Source organism: Nocardioides psychrotolerans (assembly GCF_943371775.1).
In the GTDB taxonomy this organism is placed as follows: domain Bacteria; phylum Actinomycetota; class Actinomycetes; order Propionibacteriales; family Nocardioidaceae; genus Nocardioides; species Nocardioides psychrotolerans_A.
This window is the reverse complement of the sequence record NZ_CALRWD010000015.1, coordinates 1-19,949: the sequence shown is the minus strand read 5'-3', so window position 1 is coordinate 19,949 and position 19,949 is coordinate 1. Positions and strand designations below refer to the sequence as shown.

Here is a 19,949-nt window from a genome sequence, read left to right as displayed (position 1 = left end):
CGGCGCAACGGCGCGCCGTGTGTCCACTCGCTTGCTTTGACGGTTGCCACCACGGGTCGCAGCCAAGGAGGACGAATGTTCCAGAACAGCGACGAGCTGCTCAAGTACATCAAGGACGAGGGCGTCGCGATGGTCGACGTGCGGTTCTGCGACCTGCCCGGCGTCATGCAGCACTTCACGGTCCCGGTGTCGTCGTTCGACCAGTCCGTCTTCGAGGACGGCCTGAGCTTCGACGGCTCCTCGATCCGCGGCTTCCAGGCCATCCACGAGTCCGACATGTCGCTGTTCCCGGACCCGACGACGGCCTTCATCGACCCGTTCCGCGCCGCCAAGACGCTCGTGGTCAACTTCTTCATCCACGACCCGCTCACCGGCGAGCCCTACTCCCGCGACCCGCGCAACATCGCCAAGAAGGCCATGGCCTACCTCGGCACCACGGGCATCGGCGACACCGCCTACTTCGCCCCCGAGGCCGAGTTCTACGTCTTCGACAACGTGCGCTTCGAGACCAAGCAGAACGCCGGCTACTACGAGATCAACTCCTCGGCCGGCGCCTGGAACACCGGTGACAGCTTCGAGAACGACAACCGCGGCTACAAGGTCAAGTACAAGGGCGGCTACTTCCCCGTCGCGCCCACCGACCACTTCGGTGAGCTCCGCGACGAGATGGTCATCGAGCTGGAGAAGTCCGGCCTGATCGTCGAGCGCGCCCACCACGAGGTCGGCACTGCTGGCCAGGCGGAGATCAACTACCGCTTTGACGAGCTGCTCAAGGCCGCCGACGACGTGATGAAGTTCAAGTACATCATCAAGAACACCGCGTGGCGCAACGGCAAGACGGCGACATTCATGCCCAAGCCGATCTTCGGTGACAACGGCTCCGGCATGCACGTGCACCAGTCCATCTGGAACCAGGGCACTCCCCTGTTCTACGACGAGACCGGCTACGGCGGCCTGTCCGACATGGCGCGCTACTACATCGGCGGCATGCTCAAGCACGCCCCCTCGCTGCTGGCCTTCACCAACCCGACGGTCAACTCCTACCACCGCCTGGTGCCCGGCTTCGAGGCCCCGATCTCGCTGGTCTACTCCCAGCGCAACCGCTCGGCCTGCGTCCGGATCCCGATCACGGGCTCCAACCCCAAGGCCAAGCGCGTCGAGTTCCGCTGCCCCGACCCGTCGGCCAACCCCTACCTCGCCTTCTCGGCGCTGCTGCTGGCCGGCCTCGACGGCATCAAGAACAAGATCGAGCCGCCCGCCCCGATCGACAAGGACATCTACGAGCTCCCGCCCGACGAGATGGCCGACATCAACCAGGTCCCGACCTCGCTCAACGCCGTCCTCGACTCCCTCGAGGCCGACCACGAGTTCCTGACGGCCGGCAACGTCTTCACGCCGGACCTGATCGAGACCTGGATCGACTACAAGAGGACCAACGAGATCCTCCCCGTGCAGATGCGCCCGCACCCGCACGAGTTCGAGCTGTACTACGACATCTAACCGGGCCTCCGGCTGCGGTCATTCAGCAACGCCGATTGACCGCAATAAACAGCCTCTGACCTGCACAAACGCCGTCGAGCGACCCTGTGGTCGCTTGGCGGCGTTTGCTGTTGGTAGCCGCCCGTCTGTTACAAATTTGGTACAAAATTGGCGGACGCCATCCCCGCTACCCGATCCTCAGGGGCACCTCCAGGTAGGTCGCCGCGGCGCACTTCGCCCGAGTCAGCAGCCCGAACGGCCAGCTTCGCATCGGGCAGCTTCGGGATCACGGCTGCGTTTCCCACGCCGACTCGCCGCCACATCACCTGCCTTGAGGTGATCGCTCCCATGCCGCCGTTGAACATAGGTGCCCGTAGACCAACTGTCCGTCAGTGCCGCAAGGAGGGGCTTGATGATGGCAACGAACTCGAACGTGCCGGGTGTGGAACCGGGAATCTTTGGCCCTCGGCGGCGCGGGGACGGTGGCAGCCGGACACCCAGGCTGGCCGAGGCCCAAGAGCTCTGGGACATCGACGACGTCGCGTCCTACCTGGGCGTAACCAAGCAGACCATCTACTCCTGGCGGACGACCGGCTACGGCCCGGTGGGTTTCCGCGTCGGCAAACACCTGCGCTGGCGGGCAGCAACCGTGATCAATTGGACGGTGCGGCTCGAGGAGAACCGGTGAAATCAAGACACCGCCGGCTCCGGGCGGAATCGGTCCCAGCGCCACCAGGCGGCAGACGCTCATCAGCATTGTTGGTCACGCGTTCGGACTCTGCCAAGGACAGCCATGGCCAGCATCAGTCTCGGTAAGCCAGCACACGACGGGCGCCCTCGCTACGTGGTGAACTATCGAGATCCCGAGGGGCGGCAGCGCCGCAAGACCTTCAGGCGTAAGGCCGAGGCGGTCGCGTTCCGCAACACGGTGGAGGCGGACAAGCTCCGCGGGACATACCTCGACGTCGATGCCGGCAGGATCTCGTTTCGGTCCTACGCCGAAGGGTGGCTCGACAGTCGGACCTTCAGCCCGCTGACGTATGAGGCGACCGAGTTGCGACTCAGGCTCCACGTGTTCCCGACGCTGGGACACCTCGAGCTGCGACAGATCAAGCCGTCGACGATTCAGAAGCTCCTGCGATCGATGGAGTTGGCCGAGACCTACCGGCGCGTGATCTTCTCCAACGTGTCTGCCATCTTCTCGGCTGCGGTCGACGACGACATGATTGCCAAGAATCCGTGCCAAGCCAGCTCAGTGACAAGGCCCGCCACGTCGCGCCGCAAGGTGGTGCCCTGGCCGTCCGAATGGGTCTCCTCCATGCACGACGCGCTCCCGCCCCAGTACAGGATCTCAGTCACGTTGGGTTCGGGACTGGGTCTACGCCAAGGTGAGGTATTCGGGCTTGCGGTCGAGGACATTGACTTCCTCCGCGGGGTCGTCGAGGTCAGGCGGCAGGTCAAGGTATTCGGAGGCAACCGCCTCGTCTTCGGCCTACCGAAGGGGGACAAGACCCGCACCGTCCCCTTGCCCGAGAGCGTCGCAACGGAGCTCAGCAGCCACCTCGCCACTTACCCGCGAAGAAGCGTCACGCTCCCGTGTGGAACGCCCCAGGCAGAGAAGAAGTCGAGCGCAGGGCTCATCCTCACCACGCGCGAGCGTTCTGCCCTCAACCGCAACTACTTCAACACACGGCTCTGGAGGCCCGGCCAAGCCCATGTGGGCATCGAGCAGTCGCGGGACAATGGCATGCACGCCCTACGCCACTGGTACGCCTCCGTACTCCTGGACGCCGGCGAATCGATTCGCGCTGTGTCCGAGTACCTCGGCCACAGCGACCCCGGCTTCACCTTGCGCACCTACACCCATCTCATGCCCAGCAGCACGGAGCGAACCCGGATAGCTGTGGATGCAGCCTTTGCAGCCGGACGCCACGCGGGAGAAGGGGCCGACCAAGAACACGAGAACCCTCTCGCCTCTGAGCAATAGCAGCGAGATCCACTGACGACGCACCCCCGTCACTGGTGCGCCGCGCTCCGAGGCACCGCGGGCGGCAAACCTGTCAGCCGCCGCCCGCTACGGGCTGGCGCAGGCCGTCGCATCGTCGATCGCTCTCAACGTCCGGGATCACCACAGGCGTCTCAGCAAGGAAGGACCCCATGAACACTTCACCCGCGAAGCAGCAAAACCCCGGCATCGTCACCTTCACCCAGCAGGGTGACCGGGCCATTGATCGCCTCGCCTCCGAATTGATCGACCACTGCGACGGCTCCACTGCCAGCGTCGCCGACATCCTCGAGCAGGTGCTGTCAGCCGAGCTCGCCGCCACACTCTCCGAATCTCCGGTCACCGGCGAGACAGGACCGGCCCGCCAGGGTCCCGACGATGCGGCCCGTAGTCGCCTCGGCAACGACCAGGGCAGTTCCGGCGGCACTGCTCCGCAGCGGTGGCTCGCTCGGCGATCGACGCATGAACTCACACCTAGCCGCGGACGCGTCGGACGATGAGACCCGGACCGGCGCAGGCCTCCAGGCGAGGTCTCAATCATCTCAGGCTGCTGCATTAAAGTCGGTCGCCACATACGTAGCCCCTTGCGCCCACTATGACGCGGTGAGAACCGCATGGGCCCTCGACGTTAGCGCGCATCGCCGCTGAGCAGTTCTTCGTCACGAATGCACGCCTCGTGCCCCTCGTGGCAACGATTCGGTCCGGCGCTAATCTCCAAACGCCTGATTCCGGGTCGCTAAGGCCAAAAGGACGGCTCATCCGGAAAGTTGGAATCGATTTCGATTGGTCCCAGACGACGAAGCTCACGCGCGACCGATTGGATCTCGGCAGCACGCGCCTGCTCAAGTTGCTGGAGCTCGAGGCGACGTCGCGCCATCATCGCCTTAACCCGCGCCTCGTCGGAGTCCGCGCGGGCAGTGTGCCACCCAAGCCTCAATCGATGGGGCAGTCCGCTGATGTGTTCTGCGTTTGCGATTAGGTACTTGAAGGCTTGCCAGACACCGAGACTAGCCAGTGATCCGATCGCAGGTGCGATCCATTCGGTCAGCTCGACCGTCAAGGGAGACTGACGACTGACCGTTGCATCTGGTCGTGGCACGCTCTCGAACATCCCGAGGCCATCGCGCAAGTCCGCGATGTCCGAATTCCGCACAAGCGAAGCCAGCAACTTCGGCGACTCAGCGCGCTGAATCTCCATCGCCACTTGATCGAGATTGCTCAGCACAACCTCGACCTGTGTCAGTTGATACGAAAGAGCCCAAGCGGAGTCGATCGTGTCAAGAGCTTCCGAGATCTCCGGGAGTGTCGGCCGGCGATCCCCGAGGTTCATCGTCACGAACAGGAGATCGGGCTCCGGTGAGTTAGACAACGAGGCTCCTGAAGTCTTTGTACGCACGAGTGATGGGAGGGACCCTACTTGTACAAACACCGTCCATCACGGAGCGCTGGCCATCCACCTCGGCACCAACAGCCTCCGCGCATCCGAGGCCCGCCGAGGTCCGGATCGAGGACTACGCCGAGACTCTCTCGTACGAATCGCCGCGTGTGTAAACAGCGGCCATGGCCAGGAGCCCGCCCTAGGGTGAGGAAGTGACCATCGGTGCCCCGGCTTCTTCGAACGCGCTTATACGCATTGAGGTCGTCCAGGTGCGGTCCTTTCGTGGAATCAACGACGTGGTTCTGCCGCTGCATCGGGACCTCACTGTCCTTGTAGGCCGAAACAACTCCGGCAAATCGCGTCTGCTTAGGGCAATCGCGCTCGCGTGCGGCGACGTCCGAGCCGATCGCGACGACTTCACTATGGTGCCGTCCGACTCGCCCATGTCGGATCCCTCGATTGATCTTGTGCTCGCCCCCGCTACGGGCGATAGCTTCGACGGACGGGTCATCGAGGTGTTCGGGGCGCCGCAATTGGCACCCCTGGGGGAAAGAGTCGCCTGGCGCACCACGATCCGCCCGTCGGCGGAGGGATGGGGCGCTCGCGCCGAGCGCAGATTCCTGACCTATGACGTCGTCTCCAACCAGTGGGTTCCTGCCTCCGGTTCTGCGGAACTTGGTCGCACCCACATCCGTGCTGTTGCGGCTGATCTGACGCCGACGGGCCGCAATCTGGCAGACGAAGCCACCCGGCCTGGCTCGTCACTGCGCCGCGTCCTCGAAGACCTAGAGGTCGATGAGTCCCAGCGTTCGGCCCTTGAGTCCGAGCTTGCCGAACTCGGCGGACGAATCGTTGCCGGAAGTTCATCTTTGGCCGCCATCCGGAAGCGACTCGACGACCTCGCTGCCACCGTCGTCGGGATCGGCAAACCCGACGTCAGCGCCTTACCCGGGAGGCTCGAAGAGTTGGTCCGCTTGATCGAGATCGCACTCGACACCGGCACCGGCCCGCTGCCGATGCGGCTGCATGGCTCCGGAGCGCAAAGTCTTGCATCACTCCAAGTACAGAGCGTTCTGTACGACCGCCGTCTCGGCCGCGATGGGAGCGACTTCCCAGTTCTTCCGGTCACCTTGGTGGAGGAGCCCGAGTCCCACCTGCACCCGCAGGCCAGCCTTGACGTTGGCGACCTCCTGCAGTCCATTCCTGGTCAGGTCGTCGTAAGTACGCACTCTTCGCACCTGGTTACGACCGTCGGTCCGAGCTCGATCCGGCTGGTGCGCGACCGTGATGGAACTTGTGTCCTTCGCGACCTCACGCCTACCGATGACGCCTTCACCACACCGCGGGCGCTCAGACTCAGTCTTGCTGCGTCGGAATGGGAGAAGATTCGCCGACTGGTTGAGCGTCCCTTCGGCGAGGTGCTGTTCGCCAGTGCGCTGGTGATCGGTGACGGAGCCACAGAGCGTGGTTTCTTGCCGCACGTCCTTCGGGCCGCCGTAGGACCGCGCGCAGGCGGGATATGCGTCGTTGATCCCGGGTCGATGGCAAAGGCCGCTCCGATCATTAAGTACGCGGAAGCCGCCGACATCCCATGCATCCTCTTCGTCGATGGCGACATCGCAGGTCGCAAGGATGCTGCTGACCTTCCCGCGTACGCCACGAGGGTGTGGGCTGCAGGCGATGAGGCCGCCGATGGTGCCCTCGAGAGCGTCCTGGTCACGCATGACTCAACCTGGGTCGTCGAGCAGTGCGACGAGCTCAGCCCTTCCAGCACCGGCACTCCGCTCTCTCGCCTCACTGATTTGAAGGGGAGCTTTGGCAACGCGTTGGGGCGGGCGTTCGTTCAACGTTGGCCCGACCCGGTCGATTGGCCGCTTGGTCTTCAGCAGCTCGTTGCCGCGTTCGCACCTGCGGCCGACGACGCGAATGAGAATGGAGGCGCGGATGCGGGAGAATCATGAGGTGACCCTTAGCGACGAGCAGCTCGCCGCGGTTGAAGCTGACGATCAGTTTCTGCGCGTGCTCGCCAGCGCGGGGAGCGGCAAGACCGAGGTAGTCGCTCAGCGTCTCGAGCGGTTGCTGCGCGCCGAGTCCGGCTTCCGGGTACTGGCTTTGTCATATACGCGGCGTGCCACACGCGAACTGCACGACCGGTTTGCCGCGCGACTCGGCGATGAGGGGCGACGCGCTCAGACTGACACGATCCACGGATTCGCCCAAGGTCTGTTGCTCCAGTACGGCACGTGGCTGGGGCTACCTTCGGACCCTGTGGTTGTCACCGACCTTACTGACCGAGTTGACCTCTTCGACGCTTGGCGCATGGGCGCTGGCCTGCCTGCCCTACCGGACACCAAAGCGGTGCTCGAATCTCTCGACTTAGCCCGCGCCACGCGCCGAGAACACCCACACTCGACGGAATGGAGCGAGGCGCTTGCCGATGCTGGCGCGCTCGACTATGAGGCGATGCTGGTAATGGCGTCCGAACTCGTGGACGTGCCAAGGGTGGGCTCGCTAATTGGGCGCCTCTACCGCCATATCGTTGTCGACGAGGCGCAGAACCTAACCGCGTCGCAATTCCACCTGCTCCGCAAGATCCTCGATGTTGGCGCTCACAACGTCAACGCGGTGTTCGTCGGTGATGACAAACAGTCGATCGTCGGTTTTGCCGGAGCCAGCACGCGGCACCTGCAGACCTTCGCCGAGGTGTTCAGGGCGCGAACAATTGCGCTCACACAGAACTTCCGCTCTGCTGCGGCAATCGTCCTGATCGGCGACGCGGTTGCGCGGGCCCTCGGCGACCCGCAATCAATCGACCAGCGATACGCCGCCCCTGGCAGCGTCGAGGTTGAAGAGCTCCCCGACGAGCAAGCCGAAGCTGAGGCCGTAGTGGCTTGGGTCGGTCGTCTCTTGTCCAGCGGGCTTCCCACTGGCGCTCTTTCCCCCGGGGAGGACCCTAGGCTGCGAGACCGGGAAATCGCCGTGCTGGCCCGCACGGCGTGGGGTCTACGAGCATGCGAGGAAGCTTTCGGGCGGGCAGGTATAGCGGTCTCGGTGGCCGCTCACGCCGACGACTGGTTGAGTTCCTCCATCGCGCAGACTGCATGGCTCCAAGCCACGCACAGGCCCCACTCCGCCGTCTCGACGCGGCGCTTGGAACGCCACCTCGACTCCGGCTCGGACAACGCTCTCTTGAGTGAAGTCGAGATGCCTATGAGCCCCTCCCAATTCGTGCGGCTCGTGGGCGAGTTCCAGAGGGACGACGATGTCGCGTGGACCCATGATCAGGACGAGATCGTCGCCGCCTGGCGCGCATTTTGCAATCAGACGCCCGCTAGCGATCGCGACTGGCCGCGGTTCGAGTTGTTTGTATCGCGCTGGCAGCGCGGCGAGGATGACGAGGTCGGCGTGCGACTTCACACTGTGCATAAGGCTCAGGGCCGTGAGTACCGTGCTGTTGCAGTCATTGGGCTAAACGATGAGCAGTTCCCCCACTTCCGAGCGAAGAGTCCCGAGGACCGGGAGGCCGAGATGCGGGCATTCTATGTTGCGGTGACCCGCCCGAGTCGGCTATTACTTCTCACGCGGCCACGCACCGTCACCAACCGGGGGGGTACCTGGTCTCGACGGGCATCGCCGTTCCTGGCCTACGTTCCTCGTAGTCGTTAACGGCCACCCCCACTATGCCAAGCCGCGGCTCCGTCATCGCGCTACGGGGCATGAATGCCCAGGTCCCTCCGTCCCATGCACGCTGCCTAGCGGGTACGGCGCGTTACCGGATCTGGCCACGGGAGCCACAGACCCAAAACGGATCATGCCGAGCCTTGAGCTCGAAGGGAATCGGGACCGGCGCCGTTGCCCTGTCCCAATTGACGCCCCTGCGTCGCCGCTGAGACGACTCCCGACCTTCTGACGTCAACAACGGGTTGGGCGAACGTGCAGCCGGAATGGATGCGTCAAACCGCCGCTCAGCGGACGCCCAGAGTCGGGTGGGAGGACTAGCGTCGATAGGCCAGACTCCGAGTCGCGGTGACGGCGGGCGGGGCCGGGCAAATCAAGCCGCCGCGAGGTGTCTCCATGTCAGGCACGACCGCACTCCTACCCTTCCAACCGACCGAGATGTCGCCCGCACAACTGGCGGCGGTCTCCTATCTCGCCCGCTACTCCGGACACACCCACCGGCTGTACGCCTCCCAGCTGCGACGCTGGTTCGCCTGGTGCGAGAACCACGGGCTTGACCCATTGCAGGGGATTCAGCGCGCTCACATCGAGCTCTACATCCGCCAACTCGGCGACTCGGGCCTGATGGACTCTTCCGTCGTCACGATGATGCACGCGGTCCGAGGCTTCTTTCGGTTCGCGCATATCGACGGGCTCATCGTTGCGGACCCAGCCGTGTACGCGAGGCTCCCGAAGGTCCACCGCGACGAGTCCCGAACCCAGGGACTGGACCGGCTGGAACTCATCCGGTTCCTCCAGGTCGCTCAGACCCTCACCGTTCACCACGGAGCGTTGGCCTACCTGCTCGGCATCAACGCTCTCAGAGCATCCGAAGCCGCAGCCGTGCGGATCGAGGACTACGCCGAGACCCTCCGAGGCCACCGAGTGCTGCACCTGGTCGGTAAGGGCAACAAGCCCGCCACCATGCCGATCACCGTGCCCGTCCTCCGCGTCTTGGAAGCCTGCCGCAGCCAGCGCAGCACCGGATCCCTCATCCTGCGACCCGTCTCGGGGAACCCGATCGACCGCCGCGACGCGTACCGGATGGTCGCCCGGATCGCGAAGGTTGCCGGCATTCCACGGCACATCAGTCCGCACTCTCTGCGGCACGCCGCCATCACCAACGCTCTCGACGCAGGGGTGCCGCTCCGAGACGCCCAGATCCTGGCCCGCCACGCCGACCCACGAACGACCGAGCACTACGACCGCGCCCGCGGCAACCTCGACCGACACGGAGTCCACTTCCTGACCGCATACGTCGCCGGCGTCTAGACACCGAACGCCTCAGCTCCGCCCAGATTGATGCACCGTTCAAGAGGACATGACGCGCGGCTGCCGTGCGACGGTGGGCCGCTGGGCGATCTGGACCGCTTCGGCTAGGTGATGGCGCGGCAGCGTGGGCTCGACGAGCGTTGGGCGCAAGGCGGAGGGCTGCCTTCTCAGTCGAGGTCGGTTGCGCTCGGACCATGCGCTAGCGGTTTCACGACGACGCCGATCTGCGCGCTCGGATCACAGAGGCGCAGTGGATGCCCGCTGAGCAAGTCAAAGCATTTCGAGCAGAGCAACACGCCGGGTGGAGCAGGTCGCGTGGCCAACGGTCGCATGTTACATTCCTGCTTAAAGATTAAGCATTTTGGCTCTACCGAACGGACCTTAAGCATGGACAATCACCTCCGGACCGCTCTCACCGCCGAAATCGGGGTCCTGGGCCCGCACGCTTACTCCTCGCTCGCCGAGGCGATCGACCGATCCCGCGCGCGAGTCGCCGGCCTCGACCGCAAGGAGTATCCCCACGCCCTGCCAATGATGGTCCGCTGCGACCTCCGCGAGCGGTTCAAGGAGAACGGCCTTCCGGACGGATGGGAGCTGACCGGAGACAGCCGCCTCATGGGCCAGCTCAGCCTGACCAACCAGGACGCCGATATCGACGTGCGCTTCCTCAAGGAGCGGAAGTCGTACGTCGGGGGTACCCCGCCCGCCGGTCGCAACCCCGCGCGTCGGCGCGCCTGGACAAACGGCGACGGTATGGCTTGGAGCATTCAGGACCAGCCGTTAGAGGACCTGGCAATAGTCACCGAAGAACCGAAGCTCCACCGGCTGTTGATGCTGTGGGACAACGCGGGCGCGCGCGCCGAAGATGGCTTCAAGCTCCGGGTGGTCCGCCCGATCGCGCCGGGTCGGTACGGACGCAAGGTGCCCCTCGACTTCTCCCTCGACGTACTGCCCGGCGGCACGATCTTCGACAACCGCGAGTTCGTCGGCGACGACGAGGACATCGACCTCTACGCGGCCGAGATCGACGAGGCAGTGGACGGCGATGACTGATGCACCGCAGGCAGACCGGCTGACTGCGCTCCAAAAACTCCGGGGCGTCACGCAGACGCAGATGGCTGCCGACCTGGGGGTCTCCGGGTCCTACTTGTCGCAAGTCAAGTCGGGGTCGCGCCCCATCTCCACAGAGCTCGCGCACCGAGCCAGCACCGTCTACCGGGTACCCATGAGCTTCCTCTGGGTGCAGTCAAACCCGGTCGACGCGATGCCGGTGACATTCTGGAAGAAGGCCAGCGCGCGGGCCCGAGACGAGTCCCAGGTCGTTGAGACCTACAACGAAGCGCTGCGGCTGTTCCGCTACACGTCTACTACTACGGACTACCACGCTGCCCGCCTCCCTGACCCTGCTGCGCACGACCACGACGTCGAGGCGATCGCCGCCGCCGTGAGACGGTCGGCCGGACTCAGACCCCACACGCCGATCAAGAACATGACCCGCCTTTGCGAGAAGCTCGGCATCGGCGTGATCATCGACCTCGACCCGGCAAGGAGCGACGACCCAGGCGACCACACCGGGCTGTCTCGGCCGGCCGAGTCCGAGCGGCCGCTCATCGCCATAGTCGGCAAGCACACAGGCGACACGCTCCGGTGGGCGATCGCGCACGAACTCTTCCACATTATCGCTGACGGCGACCTCAAGACTCCGCTCAACAGCACCCGCGACCAGCGGGAGAAGAGGGCACACGCTTTCGCAGGCGCGCTGCTCGTGCCCGAGCCGATCGCGCGGCAGCACCTTAGCGAGACACTTACCCTGCAGGGCTACCTCCGGGTTAAGGCCGACTACGGAGTATCTGTCCGCGCACTGATCCTCCGCGGCCAACGCCTCGGCTTAGTGTCTGATCATCGCGTACGCAGTCTCTACATCCAGATGTCGTCGATCGGCTGGAAGAAGGAGCAGGAGCCCGTGCCCGTCGCAGTCGAGCGGCCGCTGCTGCTTGGACAGTCACTTCATCGGGCGCACGGGCCGCAGTTCGCCGCGCGAGTGTCTTACCTGATAGGTACCCCGGTCGAGCTTCTGCAGCACTGGGTTCCTGAACAGGAGCTCGACGACGACGAGCCAGTCGCCGGCGTGGTGCACCTGAGCGACCGCGCCGCCCGGAGGCAGACGTAACTGGAACCGCGCCTGCTTCCCCTCGGTAATTAGCGGGGCGGTTCGTAGGTAGTCAAGTCAAGAGCAGTTCAGTGTCCCGACTTGTCTCTGCGGGCCGCGAGGGTGGTCTTGTGCTCCGTGACAAACGCGCAGGGCTCCGACGACACCGCGAAAGCTCTCGGCCTATCTCGACGGCACCATGAGGCGAGCAGTCGTGTGTGATTGATACACGCCGAGTTCCATGTGAACCGGGGGCTCGCGGAACGCCCTGCGAGGGGGTGCGTCTATCCGCCGCGACACCGCCAGGGTCAGAGTTAGTGCCATCCGAACGTGCGCGCGACGACCTCGTGGGCCGGAATCCCGCCGTGAGTCCCGACCGGGCTGAGGGTCACGGCCGCCTCCGAGGCACCTCTGCGCTTGAGACGCTTTCCGCCGGGCAGCGGGTCGATCTTGGGGCCGCTGAGTCGGGCGAGCTCGGCCAGCACTGATTCGGGCGGAACGAGGCACAGGCCGCCGTCTCCAGCCGGGCACCAGTGCGGACGTGCCAGCGCTGTCGGCGGAATGCTCACGGAGCGCGAACGGACGCGGGGCCGGCCCTTGAACAGCGCCTCGACGAACATGTCCCCGCACGTGGCGTTGCAGTGCGGGCAGGTGAACGCCATGTAGTGCATGCCGGCTGTCTCGGTGTGGCGGCGGAAGATCCTGCCTGGCTGCACCCCCAGGTCGCGGGCGAGCTGCTCGCCTGCCTCCCGGATCGAGGGGATGGTTTCTGGCCGATGCTCGGCGAAGACGCCGGTGGAGCGGTAGCGGAAGTCCCTCACGCCGCAGTTGCCCTAGACCGTGGTCTGGCGGGCGGTCCACACACCGAACCCCTTGTGACACCGGTAGCACGCGATCACTGCTGCGACGACGAACGCGTCGGCTGGCTGGCCATTCGCGAGGTGGTCGCGGTGTTGCAGCCGGCGGGTCAGGAGTCGGTCGACCGCCTCGGCGAGCGGGAGCGTCTTCACGCCGACCATGGCGGTCGCCTCCCCTGCGTCGTCGACGTCCAGACCGAACACCGGGAGCTCCTTGTCGGCTCGTGGCAGATCGTCGTAGTGGCGGGCGAACCATGCGATCGCGTCGATGCCGGCGTCGCGGTAGCGCTGCTGGCGGTGTCGGTACACGGCGAGGTCCTGCCGGGACCACTGGACCTCGAACACGACGTACACATCTCCACGGGTCGCCATCACGTCCGCGACCCACCCCTCTCCCGGGACCTCGGTCTGAGCGGTCCAGCCGGCTCGGGTGATCGCTTCGACGATGATCGCCTTCGCACGCAGGTGCTGTGCGGTCTCGCCGGCACTGCAGCCGTCGCCGCCCGGGGCGTGGGCGAAGTACTGGGTGCCGAGCTTGCTGGTCTTGGCCTGCCCCTTCCACCCGCAGCGCATCGTCACGGTACGGCGCTTCGCCCGGACGTCGCCCCTGAGCTGCGACCACTCTTCCTCGGTGAGCAGGCAGCTCACCACCGGTTCCCCATCGACCAGACCTGACAGCGGCATCGACCCACCTCCGGCACATGGTCTATCGGCCGCCGCCGACACTTTCGTGCAATGTCCAGACCGCCGCTCGGAGTATCCGAGTTACTGGCCCGCACACGGGCCATTCTGTGGAGACCCTCGCGGTCCTGCGCTGAGTAGAGCAACTACCGGATCTGCCGCTGCGAAAGCACTTGAGGGCGGTCTTTCCACCGCGTTCCCCTTACCTGTTCTCTGTCGTCATAGGTGGGGCGGTGCGGGCCACGCTGAGTGGAAGTCTTCGCGGTTCGCCCCGAGCGACCGCTACTGGCCGCGCGCTTGACACGGCGAAGTCCCTGTCTAAGAGAACTGGCCGTTCATCGCCATGTCGGTGAGCGCTTCCGCTGCACGCGACGTCGCAGCGGTGGCGCCCGCATTTCCGAGCCTGCCGATTGCCGCTCGCAGCCGTCCGGTGCGCCTGACGACCTCGCCCCTGTCGGGCTTGTCCTGCTCAACCACCTCCCGCAGTTCGACCAAGGCGCTGCCCGCCTCGTCTCGGGCTGTACCCGCCGGGGCCGATGCAAGCGTCCGCTGTATCTCAGCAAGAAGCGCGATGACCTCGGCGACTGTCATGCCCTCGCTCTTCGCGATAGCTTCCTGGCCGACCGCCGTTGGCCCAGTCGGATAGTTGACGTTGGTGTTGTAGATGTCGCCAACGTGCCCGACCCTCTCGCGCATGACCTCGTCCACCCGGGCGGTTGGCGGCAGTTCTGTCAGCGGGACGCCAGCAGTGAGATCAGCAACGATGTCCACGAGCTTGGTCCGCACTTGCCCCACCAAGCCTGTGAAGACCGACCCGGTCATCGAGTACCGCAGGTTCATGACTTGCTGAAAAGGACTAAGCTTCGAGTTCCACACCATCTCGGAGAACGAGAGGTGCCCCGTCCGCATGGAGACAGCTTTCGTCTTTGCCAACTCTTCGAGTTCCTCGATGGGCTGCTTGCAGGCGAGGTAACCGGGCATGTGCTCCCGTGCCTCCGCCGGCAGCTGGAGCGCGTCCATCGTGCCGTTTGTCATCCAGGTGTTCCCACTCATCGAGTCGTAAGTGATCGTCGGATTCGGCAAGCGTCGGTATGACGGCACGTCATCGTCGTCGCCGTAGCCATTGAGCTCCAGGCGAGCCCAATTGCGCAGCGAGTCCGAGCCAGTATCGGCGCCGAGGATGAGGCACTTGCGGAGTAGCCCAGCGAGCGGTTCGGTCTCGTCAAGGACCCGCTCACGCAGCGACTGAAGCACGGTGTCTGTCACAAGAGCAGACTAGAGAACCCCTCCGACATTTCTGCCCCGAACGCAAGCTGCACCAACTCGACGGCGTTCCACACAAGGCTCGGATTGGGCGCGGCCATCCCGCCGAGACGCGCGTCATTCCGCCTGTCGACGCTCCTCGAAAACTAGGCCAGTAGCGCTCTTCGAAAAGTAGGCCACCCGACCACGATGGATTGGGTGATGACAGTGGAGGACTGGGCTGAGATCCGGCGGCTGCATGCGCAGGAGCAGTTGTCGATCAGGGCGATCGCGAAGCATCTGGGGATCGCGCGCGACACCGTTACCAGGGCGGTGGCCGCGCAGCGGCCACCGCAGTACGTGCGGCCGCCGGTGGCGTCGCGGTTCGACGCCTACGAGCCGCGGGTGCGGGAGCTGTTGAAGGACTTCCCCGCGATGCCGGCCACCGTGATCGCGGAGCGGGTCGGCTGGGACGGGTCGCCGTCGTGGTTCCGCAAACGGGTCGCGGGCCTGCGGGTCGACTACGCACCACGCGACCCGGCCGATCGTCTGGAGTACCGCCCCGGGGACCAGGCTCAGTGCGACCTGTGGTTCCCGCCGGTCAAGATCTCGCTGGGGCCGGGGCAGGACGGGACCCCACCGGTGCTGGTGATCGTGTCGTCCTACTCCCGGTTCATCACCGCGATGATGCTGCCCTCGCGGACCACTGGCGACCTGCTCGCCGGGATGTGGGAACTGATGTCGAGCCAGCTCGGGGCGGTCCCGCACAGGCTGATCTGGGACAACGAGGCAGGCATCGGGCGCCGTAACCGCTACGCCGAAGGAGTGGCCGGGTTCTGCGGCACCCTGGCCACTCGGATCGTGCAACTGCGACCGTTCGACCCCGAGTCCAAGGGCATCGTCGAACGCGCCAACAGCTACCTGGAAACCTCGTTCCTGCCCGGGCGGACCTTCACCAACCCGGACGACTTCAACATCCAACTCAGCCAGTGGCTCCCGGTCGCGAACGGACGCATCGTGCGTCGTTTGGGTGCCCGTCCGGTCGAGCTGGCCGGGATCGACCGGGCCGCGATGCTGGCCCTGCCACCGATACCGCCAGCGACCGGCTTCAGGGCCCGGGTCCGGCTCCCGCGGGACTACTACGTCCGGGTCGCCGGCAACGACTACTCGGTCGACCCGGTCGTGATCGCACGGATGGTCGAGGTCCACGCGGACCTGGACACGGTCACCGTGACCTGCGACGGCCGGATCGTCGCGACCCACCGGCGGTGTTGGGCCACCGCCCAGACGATCACCGATCCCGACCACGTCGCTACCGCACGGCGGCTGCGGCAAGCGATCCAGGCCCCACCAGTCGTCGCGCCCGACGAGCTGCTGCGGGACCTGGCCGACTACGACACCGCCTTCGGTGTCGACCTCGACACTCGCGTCGAAACTGACGGGCAGGTCGCCTGATGGCCACGAAGCCCGCAACCTCAGCGACGAAAGAGACGACCAAGCAGATCGAGTACCTGTCCCGGGCGCTGAAGGCACCACGGATCCGTGAGGCTGCAGCCAGGCTGGCTGATCAGGCCCGTGACGCGTCGTGGACCCACGAGGAGTACCTCGCCGCGGTCCTGTCGCGTGAGGTCTCAGCCCGCGAAGGATCAGGTGCCGAGCTCCGGATCCGGGCCGCAGGGTTCCCGGGCCGAAAGTCACTCGAGGACTCAACCTCGACCACCAGCCCGCACTCAAGCGCGACACGATCGCGCACCTCGGCACCGCGACCTTCATCGACGCCGCCCAGAACCTCGTGCTCCTCGGCCCGCCCGGAACCGGGAAGACCCACCTCGCGATCGGGCTCGGGATCAAAGCAGCCCACGCCGGGCACCGGGTCCTGTTCGCAACCGCGACCGAATGGGTCACCCGACTCCAGGCCGCACACGCCACCGGCCGCCTGAGCCCCGAGCTCGCACGGCTACGCCGCTACGGCCTCATCGTGGTCGACGAACTCGGCTACATCCCGTTCGAGCAAGACGCCGCGAACCTGTTCTTCCAGCTCGTCTCATCACGCTACGAACACGCCTCGCTGATCCTCACATCGAATCTGCCCTTCGCCCGCTGGGGCGACGTGTTCGGCGACCAGGTCGTCGCCGCCGCGATGATTGATCGGATCGTCCACCACGCCGACGTCCTCACCCTCAAAGGCAGCTCCTACCGGCTCAAGGACAGCGGCATCGACACGCTGCCATCGGCCAGAGCCGAGAACACGGCACAATGACCAACACCGAAGTGGCCTAACTTTCAAAGAGCAGAACCGGCCGAACTTTCGACGAGCGCTGATACCGCCGCCTATGTGGTGCTCTGGCGGGGCCGGGATCAACACCGTCGGCGAGCAACCGCGGCCCTCGGCTTGTGACATCGTGCTCGAGGCCCGAACACCGACGGCAGTGCGACAAATGCTCGTCCGGACCACCGTTGATGCGCCAACACCTGGCGCGCTAAAGGATCTTTGCAATGCCGCGGAGGAAGCGGTATGCCTCGACTACCTCCTCTCATGGCAGCCGATTCCAGCACAAGCTTCACTCGCTGGCGATATTTGCGTCCTCGCCGGCGACGCACTGACTGAGGTGCTCAGCGTCAGCTGGCCAGTTAACATCTCCGCCACTGGGGTAGCTCAGTAACAACCGCGCGGCATGGTCCCTGTTGGCTCGAATACATGAAACCCCGCGGCCTTCGGATTCTCGACTACTTCGTGAACTCCTGACCTTCTCGGTCAATGTTGTGCCGCCCGGACTCGAGTCGTGGGGTCCGGCCGACGAGCAGTTCGACGTAGCCGTATGCCGGTTTACTACCGGTCTTCTAGCCCTTGGTGGTCGGCGTATGGGTAGCTCGTCTCGAGGCCAGCGCGTTCCGGACGCGCTGTGGCGTGCGAGATGTCACCGGACGAACGATAGTTCTTCGCCACCTACGGATCTGGTGCTAGCGCCGGACCCTGATGGCGGGGCGGATTGAGCGTTCACTGGTCGACGGACACCCGAGCTTGGGCTCGCCATCAGTGTCACTGCTGAAGTCATTGCCCAGGTTCGCGTGGCGTCGGATAGTGATTCGTGGCGCACTAACGCCGATTGTCAGTCTCCGCTCATGCCAACGATCTCGGCAGCGTCTGGCACCGTCTTGGCGTCGGCGTCCACTTCGACATCGTCCTGGCCTAGATCCAACTCGGATGCTGCGGTCTCATGCTGGCCGAAGTCGGGCAACCCGAAGTCGTGTTCACGCAATGACAATGACCTCTCGAGAAGACCTTCAAGCATCGCCTGATGTTCCTCGGCGTTCATCAGTGTCACCTGGCCGCGAAACGACTCGCTCAAGCCCGATGAAGATTCCAAGTCTGTGTCGGCCGCCTCAAGCCGAGCGATGACTTCGTGCGCGAGCAGATACGCAGTCGTGTCGAGCGCATACCGTCGGGCGGTCAGCGGAGCATGCGGGTCCGACTCGGCCTGCTCGGGCTGCAGGTCGGTCAGCAAGCGGCGCGCGCCATTCGTCCGCTGTCGTAGGCTCGTATGGGAGAACTCGCCTAGTGCGCGACCGACCACGGCTGCACGCTTCCAGCCGGCGGCCTCGATCCAGCGCGCCGGAGACTGTCGTGTGGGCGCTTGTGTGGCAAGCTTGGCTGCGCGCTCAGGCTTAATGCGCCAGGCACGCGCCACGCACGTTTGTTCGAGCAGCGTGCGGACACACGGAAGCGAGAGATCGGTGTCTTCGAGCCAGAAGTAAGACGCACTTCGCAGCGCGCCTGCTGCCATAAGCAATGCGGTCCGTTCGTCTTCGGTAGCCGACCAACCGGCGACGACCTCAGCTGCTTCAGTGATGGCGATGTGCCGAAATAGTCGGGCAGGGAGAGCGCCGGGTTGGAAGTTGTCCCCTTCGATCTCGTATTCGGTCTGCCACGCCAGCGCGAAACGATCGCTGGCGCGCGCCCGCCGCTCCGCCACCACGGCAATGACCCGATTCGTGGGGATGGCGGCCAAGCGGTCCTTCGCAGCTGCTTGCGTCACCTCGAAGCGGTATCCGATCGCCGCCGACCGGTTCGTCTTGGCCCAGGCACCGAAAGCCACCTCGGGAGCCATGGGCCAGCTCACGACCGGCGGGGGCCAACGATGACTCGACTTGTCAGTCTCCTCACTGATGAGGAAGTCGCTTTGAAGAAGCGGTACCCAGTCCTCACGCCCGCGCTCGCGGGCGATGGTGGCAACACATCCAAGGACCTGGCGAAAGGTAGCTGACGCGATTTCAGCGATCCGTTCATGCAGGGCGTGGGTGTCGCTACTTGGTATACAACGAACGCGTCCGACGCGCCCGGCCTCAACCGCCCATTGCTGGCCTGCGACCAGCGGTCCTCTGGCGTGCAGGAACTCCGACAGGTCTGACCACGCCTGACCCATGTCGATCGCGATCGCCGGGTAGACCGACCACACGCGAGTTATCCAGTCGGCCGTTCTCTCCTCGTCTCGAACCGGCTCGATCTCGTGATGGTTCTCGACGTTGTAGGTCCAGCGCTCCAGTTGGCTGCGAGCGATGACCGCGGCGGCGATCGGACGACCACCCGCCAGATGACGGACGGTCTCGACGAGGCAATCTGCGCCCCACTGGACGTGAGCGGGCCAGTCGATCATGTCGGCGATGCGCCCGTCGGGGTTCAGTGACCAGACCTTGCCGGGCCTCGGTCCTATTGCCGCGCGAGCTGGCTCGCTAAGACCGTTGATGTCCGGGGGAGTGTCCGTGAAGAAGGCGAGAACGCCATCGATCCGGGTCACGTGCATCAACGGGCCGAAGATGCGGAGAGGCACGAGGTCGCCAGCGTTTTCGGTGACAGTAATCCGGTTGCTCTGCCGGCTCATTCCGAGAACGCCCCAGAACTGGTCGGTTCGCCGCTGGGCAGCTGCCACAGACGCGGGGTCGTCGAGCCGCACGCGTGCCAGCCGACGTGTGCTGTCGGTGTAGTCGCGCTTGCTCTGCCTGTCGACCTTCATCCAGCTCAGTGAATCGCCCCGGGTCTGATGGAGGCTCTCAATCCATGGAGGATGAGAGTCATGGCAGCACCCAGGAAGTACGGCGACGAGCTGCGTGAGCGCGCAACCCGGATGGCCGTCGAGTTGAGGCGTGATCCTGCAACGAGGTCTGGCGCGA

General features: G+C 65.1%; 16 protein-coding genes. 11 read left to right on the top strand and 5 right to left on the bottom strand.

Going from position 1 to position 19,949, the window contains the following annotated elements; translation table 11 throughout:
• Positions 1-75: 75 nt before the first annotated feature.
• From glnA to AAG827_RS06515, 4 genes are all read left to right on the top strand, one after another.
• Positions 76-1,500 (top strand): type I glutamate--ammonia ligase, encoded by a 1,425-nt coding sequence (gene glnA, locus AAG827_RS06530; protein ID WP_341925069.1) that lies wholly within the window; start codon positions 76-78, stop codon positions 1,498-1,500.
• A gap of 394 nt (positions 1,501-1,894) precedes the next feature.
• Positions 1,895-2,167 (top strand): helix-turn-helix domain-containing protein, encoded by a 273-nt coding sequence (locus AAG827_RS06525; protein WP_341925068.1) that lies wholly within the window; start codon positions 1,895-1,897, stop codon positions 2,165-2,167.
• A gap of 105 nt (positions 2,168-2,272) precedes the next feature.
• Complete coding sequence (locus tag AAG827_RS06520; protein WP_341925067.1) at positions 2,273-3,466, top strand: site-specific integrase; 1,194 nt, start codon at positions 2,273-2,275, stop codon at positions 3,464-3,466.
• Between the two features lie 170 nt (positions 3,467-3,636).
• A complete protein-coding gene (locus AAG827_RS06515) occupies positions 3,637-3,984 on the top strand; it encodes a hypothetical protein (RefSeq protein WP_341925066.1) in 348 nt (115 codons plus the stop codon).
• A gap of 236 nt (positions 3,985-4,220) precedes the next feature.
• Here the strand turns inward: AAG827_RS06515 and AAG827_RS06510 are convergent, their stop codons facing one another.
• A complete protein-coding gene (locus AAG827_RS06510; protein WP_341925064.1) occupies positions 4,221-4,820 on the bottom strand; it encodes a hypothetical protein in 600 nt (199 codons plus the stop codon).
• A 254-nt stretch (positions 4,821-5,074) separates the two neighbouring features.
• On the opposite strand from AAG827_RS06510, the gene AAG827_RS06505 reads away from it, so the two are divergent.
• The 5 genes from AAG827_RS06505 to AAG827_RS06485 all read left to right on the top strand — a co-directional run bounded on the left by AAG827_RS06505 (position 5,075) and on the right by AAG827_RS06485 (position 12,021).
• Positions 5,075-6,823, top strand: a complete 1,749-nt coding sequence (locus AAG827_RS06505) for an AAA family ATPase (RefSeq protein ID WP_341925062.1) — start codon at positions 5,075-5,077, stop codon at positions 6,821-6,823.
• 1 nt (position 6,824) lies between these two features.
• Positions 6,825-8,528 (top strand): ATP-dependent helicase, encoded by a 1,704-nt coding sequence (locus tag AAG827_RS06500; RefSeq protein WP_341925061.1) that lies wholly within the window; start codon positions 6,825-6,827, stop codon positions 8,526-8,528.
• Positions 8,529-8,936: 408 nt separating this feature from the next.
• Positions 8,937-9,851: a tyrosine-type recombinase/integrase gene (locus tag AAG827_RS06495; protein WP_341925059.1), complete on the top strand. Its 915-nt coding sequence runs from the start codon at positions 8,937-8,939 to the stop codon at positions 9,849-9,851.
• A gap of 387 nt (positions 9,852-10,238) precedes the next feature.
• Entirely contained in the window at positions 10,239-10,904 is a 666-nt protein-coding gene (locus tag AAG827_RS06490; protein WP_341925057.1) for a hypothetical protein, read from the top strand.
• 172 nt (positions 10,905-11,076) lie between these two features.
• On the top strand, positions 11,077-12,021 hold the full coding sequence (locus AAG827_RS06485; RefSeq protein ID WP_341925055.1) for an ImmA/IrrE family metallo-endopeptidase: 945 nt from the start codon (positions 11,077-11,079) through the stop codon (positions 12,019-12,021).
• 293 nt (positions 12,022-12,314) lie between these two features.
• Here the strand turns inward: AAG827_RS06485 and AAG827_RS06480 are convergent, their stop codons facing one another.
• The 3 genes from AAG827_RS06480 to AAG827_RS06470 all read right to left on the bottom strand — a co-directional run bounded on the left by AAG827_RS06480 (position 12,315) and on the right by AAG827_RS06470 (position 14,804).
• Complete coding sequence (locus AAG827_RS06480) at positions 12,315-12,821, bottom strand: hypothetical protein (protein WP_341925054.1); 507 nt, start codon at positions 12,819-12,821, stop codon at positions 12,315-12,317.
• Between the two features lie 12 nt (positions 12,822-12,833).
• Positions 12,834-13,583 (bottom strand): hypothetical protein, encoded by a 750-nt coding sequence (locus tag AAG827_RS06475; protein ID WP_341925052.1) that lies wholly within the window; start codon positions 13,581-13,583, stop codon positions 12,834-12,836.
• A 273-nt stretch (positions 13,584-13,856) separates the two neighbouring features.
• A complete protein-coding gene (locus tag AAG827_RS06470) occupies positions 13,857-14,804 on the bottom strand; it encodes a hypothetical protein (RefSeq protein ID WP_341925051.1) in 948 nt (315 codons plus the stop codon).
• 195 nt (positions 14,805-14,999) lie between these two features.
• Here AAG827_RS06470 and istA point away from each other — a divergent pair, with 195 nt between their 5' ends.
• Together istA and istB are read left to right on the top strand one after the other, a co-directional pair.
• Positions 15,000-16,235, top strand: coding sequence for an IS21 family transposase (gene istA / locus AAG827_RS06465; protein ID WP_341925119.1), 1,236 nt, complete (start codon positions 15,000-15,002; stop codon positions 16,233-16,235).
• A gap of 190 nt (positions 16,236-16,425) precedes the next feature.
• Entirely contained in the window at positions 16,426-17,040 is a 615-nt protein-coding gene (gene istB / locus AAG827_RS06460; protein WP_341925118.1) for an IS21-like element helper ATPase IstB, read from the top strand.
• Positions 17,041-17,890: 850 nt separating this feature from the next.
• Here the strand turns inward: istB and AAG827_RS06455 are convergent.
• Positions 17,891-19,792, bottom strand: a complete 1,902-nt coding sequence (locus tag AAG827_RS06455) for a hypothetical protein (RefSeq protein WP_341925050.1) — start codon at positions 19,790-19,792, stop codon at positions 17,891-17,893.
• Between the last annotated feature and the right edge of the window lie 157 nt (positions 19,793-19,949).